Annotated in this window: 8 protein-coding genes; 1 reads left to right on the forward strand and 7 read right to left on the reverse strand. The window is 68.0% G+C overall.

Annotated elements, in window-relative coordinates; translation table 11 throughout:
• A complete protein-coding gene (locus KOL99_RS00920) occupies nucleotides 1-1,776 on the forward strand; it encodes an O-linked N-acetylglucosamine transferase, SPINDLY family protein (RefSeq protein WP_216508591.1) in 1,776 nt (591 codons plus the stop codon).
• A gap of 257 nt (nucleotides 1,777-2,033) precedes the next feature.
• Here the strand turns inward: KOL99_RS00920 and flaF are convergent, their stop codons facing one another.
• From flaF to KOL99_RS00955, 7 genes are all read right to left on the reverse strand, one after another.
• Nucleotides 2,034-2,423, reverse strand: a complete 390-nt coding sequence (gene flaF / locus KOL99_RS00925) for a flagellar biosynthesis regulator FlaF (RefSeq protein ID WP_216508593.1) — start codon at nucleotides 2,421-2,423, stop codon at nucleotides 2,034-2,036.
• Nucleotides 2,413-2,802: a flagellar biosynthesis repressor FlbT gene (locus KOL99_RS00930; protein ID WP_216508595.1), complete on the reverse strand. Its 390-nt coding sequence runs from the start codon at nucleotides 2,800-2,802 to the stop codon at nucleotides 2,413-2,415. Before KOL99_RS00930 ends, flaF begins: the two co-directional genes overlap by 11 nt.
• Before the next feature lie 5 nt (nucleotides 2,803-2,807).
• Nucleotides 2,808-3,551: a hypothetical protein gene (locus KOL99_RS00935; protein ID WP_216508597.1), complete on the reverse strand. Its 744-nt coding sequence runs from the start codon at nucleotides 3,549-3,551 to the stop codon at nucleotides 2,808-2,810.
• 59 nt (nucleotides 3,552-3,610) lie between these two features.
• On the reverse strand, nucleotides 3,611-4,429 hold the full coding sequence (locus KOL99_RS00940) for a flagellin (protein ID WP_216508600.1): 819 nt from the start codon (nucleotides 4,427-4,429) through the stop codon (nucleotides 3,611-3,613).
• Between the two features lie 220 nt (nucleotides 4,430-4,649).
• Nucleotides 4,650-7,619, reverse strand: a complete 2,970-nt coding sequence (locus KOL99_RS00945) for a tetratricopeptide repeat protein (protein ID WP_216508602.1) — start codon at nucleotides 7,617-7,619, stop codon at nucleotides 4,650-4,652.
• A 3-nt stretch (nucleotides 7,620-7,622) separates the two neighbouring features.
• Nucleotides 7,623-11,963, reverse strand: coding sequence for a tetratricopeptide repeat protein (locus KOL99_RS00950; RefSeq protein WP_236025733.1), 4,341 nt, complete (start codon nucleotides 11,961-11,963; stop codon nucleotides 7,623-7,625).
• A complete protein-coding gene (locus KOL99_RS00955; RefSeq protein ID WP_216508604.1) occupies nucleotides 11,956-13,008 on the reverse strand; it encodes a glycosyltransferase family 4 protein in 1,053 nt (350 codons plus the stop codon). The genes KOL99_RS00950 and KOL99_RS00955 overlap by 8 nt, the downstream gene beginning before the upstream one ends.
• Between the last annotated feature and the right edge of the window lie 155 nt (nucleotides 13,009-13,163).

Here is a 13,163-nt window from a genome sequence, read left to right on the forward strand (position 1 = left end):
ATGGGCCAGGAGCACGCGGCACAGGGGCAGGCACAGCTCAAATACGTGGAGCTTCTCCTGCGCAAGGGGATGCAGGAGGAGGCGCGCGCCCGTCTCGAGGAGCTGGTCCGGCAGGAGCCGCCGGTCGCGGCTGCCTGTTACCTGTTGGCGGTGCTCAAAGGGGAGGACGGTGAGGCGCGGGAGGCGGCCGAGTTGCTGGTGAAAACCCTCGCGCTGGAACCGGAGAACACCAAGGCGCTCAACGCCCTGGGGGCCGTGCTGCGGCAGATGGGACAGCTCGAGCGGGCGGCGGCGGCCTTCACCGAGACGCTGCGTATCGAGCCGGGCTTCGAGGAGGCGCGCATCAACCTCGCCCTCCTCCTGAAGGAGGGGGTGCGCTTGACCGAGGCCGAGGCGCTGCTGCGGTTAGGGGTGGAACTGGCGCCCGGTTCGGTGCGCCTCAACTACAACCTCGCCAACGTGCTGCATGCGCAGGGGAGGAGCCTGGAAGCGGTGGCGGCCTACCGGGAGACACTGCGCCTGGACCCGGACCACCTGGACGCCCGGCAGAACCTCCTTTTCGCCCTGCACTACTCGCCGCGGTTCGGCCGGCGCGAGATCTACGCCGAGCACCTCAAGGCGGCCCGCAGCCGCCCCTTCCGCCCGGCCCGCCAGGAACCGGCCGCGCGCCCCCATCCCGGCGACCGCATCAGGGTCGGCTACCTCTCCCCCGACTTTAGGGGCCACGCGGTGGCGAGCTTCATCGAGCCGGTGCTGCGCGCGCACGACCGTGACCGCTTCGAGATCTTCTGTTACGCCAACGTCGCCGCTCCCGACGCGACCACCGAGCGCCTCAAGGGGCTTTGCGACGAGTGGCGCGACATCCACGGCATGGGCGACCACAACGCCGCGACCCTCATCGCCGGCGACGGCATCGACATCCTGTTCGACCTGGCCGGCCACACCTCCGGCAGCCGGCTCCCAGTCTTCTGCCATCGTCCCGCCCCGATCCAGGTCACCTGGATCGGCTATCCCGACAGCACCGGGCTCAAAGAGGTGGACTACCGCATCACCGATGCGCTGGCCGATCCCCCCGGCGCCGACGACCGCCTGCACAGCGAATGGCTGCTGCGCCTTCCCCGCACCTTCTGCTGCTACCTCCCCCCCGCCGAGGCGCCGGAGTTGGCCCCGCCCCCCTGCGGCGTCAACGGTCACATCACCTTCGGCTCGTTCAACAACCTGGCGAAAGTGACACCCGAGGTGATCGCGCTCTGGAGCCGCGTGCTGCGCGCCATCCCCGACTCGCGCCTGCTCCTGAAGGCCAAGCCCCTGGTGGACCATGGGGTGCGCGGCCGCATCCTGGCCGGGTTCACTGAGCACGGGGTTGCGGCGGAGCGCATCGAGCTGGACCAGGGGCAGCCCGGCACCCGGGAGCACCTGGAGCAGTACCAGCGCGTCGACATCGCACTCGACACCTTCCCCTACAACGGCACCACCACGACCTGCGAGGCGCTCTGGATGGGGGTCCCGGTGATCTCCCTTTCCGGCGACCGCCACTGTTCGCGCACCGGCGCGAGCCTGCTCACCAACTGCGGCCTGGCCGACCTGGTGACGACGAGCGAGGCGCAGTTTCTCGACATGGCGCGCCAGGTGGCCAGGGACCACGTCACCCTGCGTGAATTCCGGGCGGGCGCACGGGAGCGACTGCGGCGCTCGCCGCTTCTGGATGCGGCAGGGGTGACGCGGGAACTGGAGGCGGTGCTGACCGGGCTTTGGGCGACGTCGCGCAGGCCATGAAAAGCTAGCCACGGAGGAAATCTGAGAACTTCTGAGGGAACCTAACGTCTTTTGGGTTTACCCCAAAGTCTCGTGCTTGTGTTTTCAGGCTTTCTCAGATTTCCTCAGATCTTCTCCGTGGCTAATGGTTTTGGTTTCGAGGTTTTGATGTTCTGCTTGGGCGGGATGATGCGGGCTCGCGGCGAGGACGCGGCGGGGCGAGCGTCATCGAGGGGGACCACGGCGTGGCGATCCCCCCCGAAGAGCAGCTGCTGCGACTACCCCGCGTTCTCGGGGTTGGTCCTCAACCCCGCGGCGATGTTGAAGTTGATGTCGATGACGATGGAGAGTTTTTCCGCGGTCGGAAAAGCCATCACCTCGAAGAACCGCTTGTCCACGAACAGGCTCAGGTTCAAGAGGTCCTCCCGCAGCTGCTTGGGCATCGGGTGCCCCGGCTCGGTCAGCTCCGCCTGGAAGAAGCTCCAGACCTTCTGGTTGTACTTTATCGCCTCCAGCATCTTGGCTTCGCGGTCCGGGGCGTCCCAGTTTTCCTGGACGGCCTTGAGCATCAGCCCCGCCTTGGTCAGCACGGAGGCTTCGAGCTCGCGTCCCGACATGCTCTCCTTCTGGATACCGACGTACTCCTTGATCGCGTTGTTAGTTTGCATTTTTCAGTAGCTCCTCTTCGTACTCGATGAGATTCTTCGCAAGTTTGAGTGCCTGGTAGTAGTTCCCGGCCTCGATCCGTTCGTTCAACTGCTCGATGTAGGTCCTGGTGCTCGGGGCGGCCTTCAGTATCTCGGTAGCCAGTTCCGAGTACGCCTTGACGTAGTTCGGGACGTTGGGCTCGTCGATGTACATGAGCTGTATGGTGAAGTAGACCCTCTTGCAGGGCGTGGTGGTGTCCTTCTCGCCCAGGATGTCCTTCTCGCGCAGTATGGGGACCGTGTTCTCGATAAAGAGAACCGTCCCCTTGCCGCCGTTTCTGACCACAGCGCCGCCTACGATTAGCCGCTCGTTGCTCTTCAAGGTAATTTTCAGGGACATGTCGGTTAGCTCAACCCTTTCAGGAATTGAGGGTGCTGTTGCGCCACCCCCTGAGTAACCGATTCTGCAAATTGCTGGCCAATCTCGGCGCTTTTTTCCGCCGCGCGCGAATCACTGGCGATTGGCTCCGAAACCAGTGTTTCCGCACCCTTGGGAGCCGAGAAGATGCGGGCGAAACGCCCGTCGGCCACAAAGGAGCTGGTACCGGCGGCAATGTCGCCGCGCAGCGCCGTCAGCGACTGCGCCGCCGCGTCAAGTTTGGCTACGTGGTCAGCAATTTGACTGTCATCCGCATTCATTCCGAGCGGCTCTGGAAGCGCCACCTGCTTGCGGGCCTCGATAACGGATGGAGGGGGAGGGAGGGTAAGCTGGTCGATCTCCTTGCGGAGCGCCGTGTAGCTCCTGAGGAGTCTGACCCGTTCCTTGTCTTGCGGAGCGAAGGGAGGAAAATTTTTCACTATCGTTTCCAGAGGTTCCTTCAGCTTGTCAATCTTTTGACCCAACTCCTGGGCCGCCTTGTCGGTCTCCCTGATGGCGGCCGCGGCGCTGTTTTGCCGCTCGTTTTGCAGGCGGATGTCCGCCAGCTTGCGATCTCCCTTCCCGGAGAAGAGCACCTGGTCTGCGATTACGGGGTCTTGTGCGTTCTGTTTTTCGGGCTGGGAATTTTGGACAGAGCTGGAGAGGGAGGTGAGTTGGGGCGAGGAAGTGGTGACTGGAACGCTCTCTGGTTGCAGTCGGTCTATCAGCATACGCTACCCCCATTGAAGAGGGATTGCGGAGCGGGTTACCCCGCTCCGCAAAGCTAGGGCTAGAACAGCCTGAGGACTGCCTGGGCTGCCTGGGAAGACATCGAGAGCGAGGTGGTGCCCAAGCTCTGACGAGTCTGCAGCATCAGCATGTTGGCACCTTCCTGGTTCATGTCGGCCAGGGTCAGGTTGTCAGCACCGGTCTGCAAGGTGTTGATCATGGAGTCGGTGAAGTTCTGACGGGTGGTGATGATGTTCAGGTTCGCCGCCAGGGTCTGGGTGTTGGACCTCAGGGTAGAGATCGCGGTATCCATCTTCGCCGTATCGGTGGTGATGTCGGAGTTGGTGGCCCAGTTGCTGCTGGCGCCGGAGAGGCTGAGGCCGCTCGAGTTGGCCAGGAAGCCGACGACGTTGAGGCTGGAGCTCGCATCCTCGTTGAAGTTGACGGTCAGGGTGTTGGTGGAGCTCAGCAGGTTGAGGCCGCGGTAACCGGAGTCGGAGGAGATGTTGTCGACCTGGCTCCTAATGGTGTCGTACTGGGTCGCCAGCTTGGACCTGGTGGAGGTGTCGCTGGTGGAAAGAGCCGACTGTGCGATACCTTTGGCCGCGTTGATCAGGCCGGTGACAGCGGTGATACCTGCGTTGGCTGCCGAAACGGTCTGAACCGCCTCGGACATGCCGTCCTTGCGGTCAGCGAGGTCGCTGGCGCGCTGGTTGGCGTTCTGGGCTGCGAAGTAGTTGGTCGGGTTGTCCAGGGCGCTGTTGACCTGCTTGCCGGAAGAGAGCCTTTCCTGGGTCCTGTTCAGGAGCTTGCTGGTGCCTTGGAGGTTGAGAAGGTTGGTCCTCATGCCTGCGGTGAGAGAGATGTCGCTAGTTGCCATGGTACTTCTCCTTTTCTGGGTGTTTGCCGGCATTCTTGCCGGGTTGAAAACCGTGTCGAATCGCTATCTTCTTTACTGTCTGGCATCCTGCCCTACGGCGAATAACTGATGAAGTTCACCCCCTCATCGCCGGCGCGTCCTGCGCTTTTGTAAAGAATATCGACACGGCGGGCCCAAAACTTTAACGGAAAAGCACCACCTTACGATTATTTTTGTCAAATTATTGGCTCTTCAACTCCTCCAGGGAGGCGCGGATCCGGCGCATCACGCCGGGCCAGTCGCCGGGGCGCTCCTGCCGGAAGATGGTCATGGTCGGGTACCAGGGCGAGTCCTGCCGTTGTGCGAACCAGCGCCAGTCGCAGGAGTAGGGCAAGAGGAGCCACACCGGCACCCCCATGCCCCCCGCCAGGTGGGCCGCCGCCGTGTCCACCGTCACCAGGAGGTCCAGGCCGGCGAGGATGGCGGACGTATCGCCGAAGTCGTTGATCTGCGCCGCGAGGTCGACGGCGGGGAGGATCCCGGGGTCCGGGGCCTCCCCCAGCTGCAGGGAGTAAAAGAGCACCCCGGACATATCGGCGAGAGGGGCGAACTCCTTGAACGGGCAGGCGCGGTTCCTGGGGAGCGGCCCGCCGCGCCAGACCAGCCCCACCTTGAGCGTGTCCCCCTGCTCCAGCATGAGCCTCCAGAGCGCGGCGCGCCGCTCCTCCGGGAAGAGGTAGGGGCGCCAGGGGGGCATCTGTTCCAGGGTGGTGCCAAAGAGGTGCGGCAGGGAGAGGAGCTGTACCTGGCAGTCGCACGGCGGCAGTTCATCGCCAGGAGCGCAGACCGCCGCCACGCCGGGAACGCGCGCCAGCAGGGGCTTAAGCCCGGCAATCTGGCAGCGCACCACCACCGTTCCCCCTCGCCGCGCCACCAGGGGAGCGTAGCGGATGAACTGCAGCGTGTCGCCCAGCCCCTGCTCGCACTGGAGCAGGATGGTGCGCCCGGCGAGCTCCTCCCCGCGCCAGACCGGGATGGGGAGATCCGGTTCGCAGCCGGCCAGGCGCCACTGGTATTCGCGCCACCCGCGCTGGAACTCCCCCACGGAGAGGAGGCTCAGGGCCAGGTTCCAGTGCGCCTCGGGGTGCTCCGGCGCCAGGCGCAGCAGTTCCTCATAGGTCTCTATGGCGCGTTTGGGTTGCATCAGGTCCTGGTAGGCGGTCCCCAGGTTGATGCGCGCCTCGAAGTAGCCCGGGTCGAGACCGATGGCGCGGCGGTACAGCTCGACGGCCTGCGCCGGCTCTTCCAGCACCTGCAGGCAGGAACCGAGGTTCACGTAGGCGGGAAGGTACTCCGGGTCGAGCTCGACGGCGCGCCGGAACAGCGGCTCGGCCTCGTCGTGCTCCGCGCGACCGACCAGCAGCGTGCCGAGGTTGTTGTAGGCGTCGGCAAGGTGGGGCTTCAGCTCCAGGGCGCGCCGGTAGCTCGCCTCGGCCTCCGCCGGCAGCCCCTGGTCCTGCAGGGCGAGCCCCAGGTTGTTGTAGACCTCGGCGCAATCCGGAAGCCGGGCCAGCAGGGCGCGGTACAGGTTCACGGCGCCGTCCAGGTCACCCACTTCCCGGAGGCGGTTCGCCTCACGGAACAACAGGTTCGGGTCCTGGCGGGACACCCCGGGGAGCGGGGCGATCCGCCTCGCCACCGCCTCGACCACCGGTTGCCACTGTCCGGGATCCTCCTGGCGGTGGAGGGTGACGCTGGGGTACCAGGGGGAGTCGGAGCGGCCGTTAAGCCAGCGCCAGTCGCAGGAGAAGGGGAGCATGAGGTGCACCGGCTTCCCCATCGCCGCGGCGAGGTGCGCCACGGCCGTGTCCACCGAGACCACCAGGTCGAGGTTGTCGATCAGGGCGGCGGTGTCGGCGAAGTCCGCGATCGCCCCGGTTAGGTCGACGAGCGCCCCCTCCCCGCGCAGCGCGGCCAGGTCCTCGTCGCTGGCCCCCAGCTGCAGGTTGTACAGGGTTATCCCCGGCAGGGAGGCCAGCGGGGCCAGCACCCCCGCCGGGAGCGAGCGGTAGCGGTCCCGCTTGTAGCCGGTGCTGCCGGCCCAGACCACCCCGACTTTTACCTCCTCCCCGGCGGAAACCAGGGCGCGCCACCTGGCGCTGCGGGCCGGGTCGGCCTTGAGCGGGGGACTCTGGGGCGGGATGTTCTCCAGCGTCGTCCCGAGGAGGTGCGGCAGGCTCATCAGGTAGGCGAAGGTATCAAAGGGGGGAGGCTCGTCCCCCGCGGCGCACAGGGCCAGGTCATCCCCCTGCGCGGCGAAGAGGGGCAGCAGTTCGCGGCGGCACTCGAGCACCACCCGCTCCCCGCGGCGCGCCAGGAGTCGCGCGTAGCGGAAGAACTGGATGGCGTCGCCGAACCCCTGCTCGGCGCGCACCAGGAGGGTCCGCCCGGCAAGGGGCGCCCCGTCCCACATGCGCCGCCCGAGGAACTCGGCGGGGAAAGTCCCCGCTGCATCCTTCAGGCGCCACTGGTACTCGCGCCACCCCTCCCGGTAATCCCCGAGGGCAAGGAGGGTGAGGGCGAGGTTCCAGTGGGCGTCGACGCTCTCCGGCTCGAGGGCGAGGGCCTCGCGCTGGGCGGAGAGCGCCTCGTCGAAACGGTTGAGAGCGAGCAGCGAGCCCCCAAGGTTCACCCACCCCTTCAGGTGGTCCGGCTGCAGCTCGACCACCTTCTGGTAGCAGCGCGCCGCCCCCTCCCACTCCCCCTGTGCGCGCAGGGCGTGCCCCAGGTGGTAGTAGGCGCTGGTGTAGCCGGGGTCGAGGGCAATGGCGTCGCAGAAACGGGCCACGGCCTCGTCGTAGCGCTCCAGCTTGAGGAGCGCGTTCCCCAGGTTGCCCAGGGCCTCCGGGTACGCCGCTTTCAGTTCCAGGGCCCGGCGGTAATGCCCGGCCGCCTCCTGGTAGCGCCCGAGGTCTTCCAGGACCACCCCGAGGTTGTTGCTCAGCTCCGCCTGCGCGGGGTCGAGGAGGGCCGCCCGGGTGAAGCACTCCAGCGCCTGCGCGGTATCCCCGCCAAGGCGCGCCAGCGCGCCGGAGAGGGTGAGCAGGTCGACGTTGTCCGGCTCGTCGCGCAACAGCCCCCGGCACAGTTCCCGGGCCCGGTCCACGCGGTTTTCCGACAGCGCCCGGTTCAGTTCGTCAAAGCGATGCATCGGCTAACGTTCTCCTTTTTGGTGCACGAGCAGCTCCAGTTGCCGCGCCGCCCGCTCCAGCACCTCGCCCCAGTCGCCGCGGCGCCGCTGGCGGAAGAGCCGTGCGCTCGGGTACCAGGGGGAATCCTCGCGCTCCATGAGCCAGCGCCAGTCGCACGCCATGGGAAGGAGCACCCAGACCGGCACGCCCAGCCCCCCGGCCAGGTGCGCGACGGCGGTGTCGGCCGAGATGACCAGGTCGAGCTGGGTGAGGATGGCGGCGCTGTCGGCGAAGCTCTTGATCCCGGCGCCCAGGTCGGTGAGCTCCATTCCCGGCGGCGGGGTGGCGGCCTGCTCCGCCCCGTCCCCCACCTGCAGCGCGCAGAAACGGACACCGCGGACCCGCGCCAGCGGCGCGAAGAGCGAGAGGGTAAGCGAGCGCTTCAGGTCGTCCTTGTAGCTCTTCCTCCCGGCCCACACCAGCCCGACCCGGAAGCCGTCCGGCGGGAGCGCGGGGCGCCAGCGCTCCACGAGGGCCGGGTCAGCGGCGAGGTAGGGGATCTGCGCCGGGATCGTTTCCAGGAGGGTGCCGCACAGGTGCGGCAGGCTCATCAGTGGCGCGTGGCAGTCGAACTCCGGGAGCGCCTCGCCGCGCACCACGACCCAGGAGACCCCGGGCACCGTGGCGAGCACGGGCGCGATCGGCCTGGCCTGGCACTGCACCAGGACGGTCGCCCCCTGCGCCGCCAGAAGCGGCGCGTAGCGCACGAACTGGAAGGTGTCGCCGAAACCCTGCTCGGCGTGGAGCAGGATGGTCCTGCCATTTAAGGGGGAGCCGTCCCAGAGCGGGCGCGGCAGCTCCAGGCGCGGGATGGGGTCGACCTTGGCGAAGCGCCACTCGTACCCCTGCCACCCCTCGCGATAGTGTCCCAGCTGCAGCTGCACGAGCGCCAGATTCCAGTGTGCATCCGCGTAATCGGGATCAAGCGCCAGGACCTTCCGGTAGCAGCGCATTGCCTCATCCACCTCGCCCAGGGCGCGGCTCGCGGAGCCCAGGTTGTTGAGCGCGTGCAGGTAGTCCGGGTTCAACGCCAGCGCCCTGCGGTAGCACTCTGCCGCCTCCTCCAGTCGCTCCTGCGCCTGCAGGGCGATCCCGAGCGCGTTCCAGGAGGGAAGGTAGCCGGGGTCGGCGGCCAGGATGTCCCGGAAGGTCGACTGGGCCAGGTCGAGATCCCCCAGGGCGTGGTACAGCTCCCCCAGGTTGTGCCGGGCCTCCAGGTAGTCCGGAGCGACCGAGACCGCGCGCTTCAGGGCGTGCAGCGCCGCCTCGAGGTCACCCTGCTCCTTGAGCGCCAGCGCCAGGTTGTGCCACCCCTGCGCCAGGGTCGGATCGACGGCCAGGGCGCGCCGGTAGCAGTCGACCGCCTCCGCAAACCGCCCGAGGGTGTAGAGGCTGTTCCCCATGTTGTAGTGCGGCGCCGCGTAGTCGGGATGCAGCGCGATCGCCAGGCGGTAGCGCTCGATGGCCTCGGCCTGCCTGCCGCTGCCGTCCAGGGTGCACCCCTCGTCGTTGTAGCGCTCGGCCTGCCGCACCGGGTCGCCGGCCGCCGGCCGCGTGTCGCCGCCCCGGGATGCAACCAGCTCGACCAGCGCCTGGACCACCCGCTCCAGCACGGCGTCCCACCCGCCGGGAGCGCTCTGCCTAAACAGGCGCATGGTGGGGTACCAGGGGGAGTCGTCGCGGTCCAGGAGCCAGCGCCAGTCGGGGACGAAGGGAACCAGGAGCCAGACCGGGAGCCCCAGCGCGCCGGCCAGGTGCGCCACCGAGGTGTCCACCGAGAGCACCAGGTCGAGGTGGCTGACCAGGGCCGCGGTATCCGCGTAGTCGCCGATGGCGGGGGCGAGGTCGGTCATGGCAAGGGGCACGTCGAGGTCGCCCCGGGCGCCCAGCTGCAGCGAGTAGAAGCGGACCCCGGCGATCCCGGCCAGCCGCGCCAGTTGCTCCGGGGGGAGGGAGCGGTTCAGGTCGTTGGGGTGCGCCGGGTTCCCCTGCCAGGCGAGGCCGACCCTGAGGGTCCCATCGGCGGGGAAGAGCGTGGCACAGGCTTCCCGGCGTCCAGGCTCCGGCTCCAGGTACGGCACCCGCGCCGGGATGCCCGCCAGGTCGGTGCCGAAGATGCCGGGGAGGTCCATGAGCGAGGCCTGCAGTTCGAAGGGGGGGATGCTGTCGCCGAAGGCGAAGACGGCGTCGATCCCTGCCACGCTGCGCACCAGCGCCACGAGCCCCGCGGACTGCACCTCGACCAGCACGCGCCCCCCGCGCTCGGCCACGAGCGGCGCGTAACGCACGAACTGCAGCGTATCCCCCGCTCCCTGCTCCGCGTAGAGCAGGATGGTCCGGCCGCACAGCGGCGCCCCGTCCCAGGCGGGGTGCTCCTGCCACCGGCGCAGCGGCGCCTGGCTGCTCTTTTTGAAACGCCAGGAAAATTCGCGCCACCCCTCCGGAAGCTCTCCGGTCATGAGCAGGAGCACCGCCAGGTTCCAGTGGGCGTCGCCATACGTCGGGAAGCGGCGCGCCACCTCCCGGAACTCGGCGAGCGCCTCGTGGAAGCGCCCCAGGTCCTTGCAGGCGGTGGCGAGGTTGTAGCGCGCCTTCCGCAGGGCGGGGTCGAGCTCCAGGGCCCTGCGGTAGGGAGGCAGCACCCCTGCCAGGTTGCCGCGTACCTGTTTCACGATCCCCAGCGCCTCGTGCAGGTGGGGAAGGCCGTCCGCCAGGGCGAGGGCCGCCTCGATGCTCGCCTCCGCCTCGGGGAAGCGCCCCATCTGCTGCAGCGCCTGGGCCAGGGCGTAGTGGGGCTCCCAACACCCGGGGAGGAGCTGCACCGCCTTGGTGAAGCGGACCGTCGCCTCGCCCGGCTTCCCCGCGGCGGCGAGGAAGGCGCCCATGAGATAGTGATTGCCGCCGTCGAAGGGATTCACGGCCAGCCGCCGCTCCAGGAAGTCCGCCACGGCATCGGTGAGGGATCGCCGCAGACGCTCGACCACCTCGCCCCACTCCCCCTGGCGCTCTTGCCGGAACAGGCGCATGGTCGGGTACCAGGGCGAATCGTCGCGCCCGCACAGCCAGCGGTAGTCGCCCGCCATGGGGAGCATGAGCCAGACCGGCTTGCCCAGCGCCCCGGCCAGGTGCGCCACCGAGGTGTCGATGGAGATGACCAGGTCGAGCTGGGCGATGAGGGCGGCGGTGTCGCCGAAATCGCGGATGGCAGAGGTGAAGTCGATGAGGCCGGGGCACTCCCCCGGGCCGGCGCCCGCCTCGCCGACCTGCAGCGAATAGAGGGTCGCCCCGGGGATGCCGCTCAAAGGCGCCAGCGCCGCCAGCGAGCAGGAGCGGAAGGGATCGGGGACCGGCTTGCCCGCCCACACGAGGCCAACCCTGAAGCCGGGGTCGGCGGAGAGCTTGGCCTGCCAGAGCCCGAGCCGCTGCGGCGGGGGTGAGAGGTAGGGGACCCGGTTGGGAACGGTCTCCAGGGTGGTATGGAAGAGGTGCGGCAGGGACAGCAGGGGGACCTCGACGTCGAAGGAGGGGAGCGGATCGCCCATGACGTAGACCTCCGCGACGCCGGGCATGCCGCGCAGCAGCGGCGCCAGCGCGGCCGACTGGCACTCAGCGATGACGGTGCCGCCGGCTTGCGCCACCATGGGGAGGTAGCGGGCGAACTGGATGGTATCCCCAAACCCCTGCTCGCCGTGCACCAGGATGCGCCTGCCCTGGAGCGGGGCGCCGTCCCAGGCGGGTGCGTGGAAGCTGCGCCTGGGGGAGGTGAATTCGTCCCTTTTCCAACGCCACTGGTACTCGGCCCACCCCTCGCGGAACTCGCCCGACATGAGCAGGGCAAGGGAGAGATTCCAATGCGCGTCGGCGCAGTCGGGGCGGCGCCGCACCAGGTCGCGGAAAACGGCGATGGCGCCGTCGACGTCGCCCGCACGCTGCAGTGCACCGCCGAGGGCGATGGCCGGTTCCGGGGCTTCGGGCACCTGGGCCAGCGCCAGGCGGAACAGCTGCGCGGCCTCGGCGAAGCGACCGAGCTTGAAGAGCGAGGAGCCCATGTTATTCAGGGCCAGCGGATCCCCCTCCCTCAAGGCGAGCGCCGCGCGGTACTCCTCGAGCGCCTCCTCGTGGCGTCCCGTGTCATCCAGGAGCGCACCGAGGTTGATACGAACGTCCGGCAGGAGCGCCCCTCCCGCCGCGACCAGGCTGCGGTAGATCGGCTCCGCCTCGGCCAGACGGCCGGCGCGCTGCAGTTCCAGGGCGCGGGCGAATTCCTGTGCCTGGTCGGACTGTCGCATGATGGGGCTAGCCATTGCGCATGCGGGCGAGCTCCGCCTGGTTGGCGAGCTTGGTTGCGAGGTAGTGGAACTGGCGTGCGGCGCCGCCCCAGCTGAGGCTCTTCATCTCCTCCGCGGCCAGCGCCCCCTTCCCCGGGAGCTCGTGCCGGTTGCGGTAGACGTGTTCCAGCATCTCGATGATCTCTTCCAGGGCCGGCTCTTCCCAGACCCCGGTCTGCACGCCGCCGCTGGTGACCACCATGGGACGGTAGCGGGTGAGCGGGTAGGCGATGGCGGGGTTGATCACGTCGGCGTGGCCGCTGGTGTCCGAGGCGATCACCGACCTGCCGCAGGCCATGTACTCGCACATCACCATGTTGTTCCCCCCCTCGCAGCGGTTCGGGAACAACCCGACGTGCGTGCCGGCGAAGACGTCCCTGATGGCGTTGTTGTGCACCAGCGGGTGCACCACGGTGCGCGCCGGGTCGAGCCCGTTGTCCAGGGCGCAGCGCCCCGGGACGCCCAGGAAGTCGACCTCGTCGTGGCGGTAGGTGATGAAGGGGGAGCTTTCCATGGTGAGGAGCGAGAAGGGCCACTGGTTGGCCCAGCTGCAGGAGAGGTAGACGTCGTTGTGGCGCTCCATCAGCACCTTCATCGCGGCGATGACCAGGTCCTGGCCTTTCCTCAGTTCGAATTTCCCGCCCGAGAAGACCACGAAGCGGTCGTCCGGGGGAAGCGGAACCGGGTAGAAGCGTTCCGGGTCGACACCCTGGAGGATGGTGCCGCAGTTTTTCACCCCGCCGATGCGCAGCAGGTACTCGCACCACTTGGAGCCGGCGACGATGAAGTCCCACTTGCGCGCGGCGGCGCGGGTGAAGTTGAGGATCTCGATGCTGTTTTCGAAGAAGCAGTAGCCGATGTTGATGGCGTCCCAGGCCTCGGGGTTCAGCGGCGCGAGGTTCTGCGACATGCAGTGCAGGGTCACCCCGGGCACCGGGGGGAGTTGGGCAATCTCGCGCTCAAGGTAGGTCCCGGCGATGCCCCAGCCGTGCATGGAGCCGCTGGGCATGGAAACTTTCATGGATGAAAACCTCTCTGTGGTGATGGGTCGACCACTACATGTCAGCAACTACCGTACCAGCGCGGCAAGGCGGGGGCTAAGCTGTTGGAAAAGCGGGGCTTGTGTCGGCGAGGCGGTGGCGGGTCATTTCTTTGACAGCCCCAGTCGGACCAGTC

Origin of the sequence: Geomonas azotofigens (assembly GCF_018919395.1) — a bacterium.
Classification (GTDB): Bacteria; Desulfobacterota; Desulfuromonadia; order Geobacterales; family Geobacteraceae; genus Geomonas; species Geomonas azotofigens.